This is a genomic window from Streptomyces olivaceoviridis, assembly GCF_014650115.1.
GTDB classification, from domain to species: domain Bacteria; phylum Actinomycetota; class Actinomycetes; order Streptomycetales; family Streptomycetaceae; genus Streptomyces; species Streptomyces olivaceoviridis.
Window position 1 is genome coordinate 1 of sequence record NZ_BMUI01000111.1, and the last position, 1,045, is coordinate 1,045.

The window sequence follows — 1,045 nt, forward strand, 5'->3', positions numbered from 1 at the left end:
TGAAAGGTGCTCATGCGTGTGACAGGTGTGAAGCCACCTTCGGGAACAGGAGCGGAATGAGGACGGCGAGGAACGCCGACGCGACCTTCGAGGAGTTCGTGACGGCACGTGGACCCAGACTTCTCCGGGTCGCCTGGCTCCTGACGGGTGACGCACACCTCGCCGAGGACCTGCTACAGACGGTACTGGCGAAGGTGTGGTCCAAGTGGCACAGGATCGGCACGGAGAACCCGGAGGCATACGTACGCAAGGCCCTGGTCAACACCCACCTGTCGTGGTGGCAGCGGCGCTGGCGCGGGGAGATCCCGCACGAACACGGACGGATGCCCGAGAACGCGAGACCCGGCGACCCGTTCGACGCCGTGGACCTCGAACAGTCACTCGCCCTGGTCGTCCGGCGGCTGCCGGCCCGGCAGCGGGCGGTGGTGGTCCTGCGGTACTTCGAGGAACTGAGCGTGCAGGAGACCGCACACGTGCTGGGCTGTCACCCCGGCACCGTGAAGAGCCAGGCCGCCAAGGCACTGAAAACACTGCGAACGGAACTGGAGACCGTGCCCGGGATATGGAAGGAAATCAGTCATGGCCGCCAAGCCGGATGAGGAGCAGTGGAACGAGACGGAGCACGCGGTCCGCAGCCTCCTGGAGGCCGCGGTCCCGGCGCCCCGCCCCTCGTCCGAACGGATGGCCGGCATCCGGCGGAAGGCGCGGCGCCGGCGCCGGCGCAACGCGGCAGCCCTCGGGGCCGCGCTGACCGCCGCCGCCGGCCTTGCCCTCGTGCTGCCGGGACCGCGCGACACCGGCCTGACACACGGGACGGCGTCCACCCCGTCGTCGCCCGTCACGCTTGCCCGCGGCCCCGGCGCACCGGTGCGTCTGCTCGGGCCGGCACGGGCGGTCGAGGTCACACTGCCACGAGGGTGGTACGCCGTGTCCGTCGACGACGCGCGCGGGGGACCGGTCGCGTTCATCGCGTCCCAGCCGCTGTCGCCGCCGGCCCACGGCACGTGCGTGAGCGGCACACCTGACGCCGTGGCCACCTGCCGGC

Annotated in this window: 1 protein-coding gene and 1 pseudogene; both read left to right on the forward strand. The window is 71.2% G+C overall.

Annotated elements, in window-relative coordinates; all coding sequences use genetic code 11:
• Positions 1 to 56 precede the first annotated feature (56 nt).
• Positions 57 to 599, forward strand: coding sequence for a SigE family RNA polymerase sigma factor (locus IE273_RS43120; protein ID WP_189820553.1), 543 nt, complete (start codon positions 57 to 59; stop codon positions 597 to 599).
• Positions 580 to 1,045 (forward strand): annotated as a pseudogene (locus IE273_RS43125) (hypothetical protein); the annotation flags it as partial. The gene IE273_RS43120 and the pseudogene IE273_RS43125, both read left to right, overlap by 20 nt.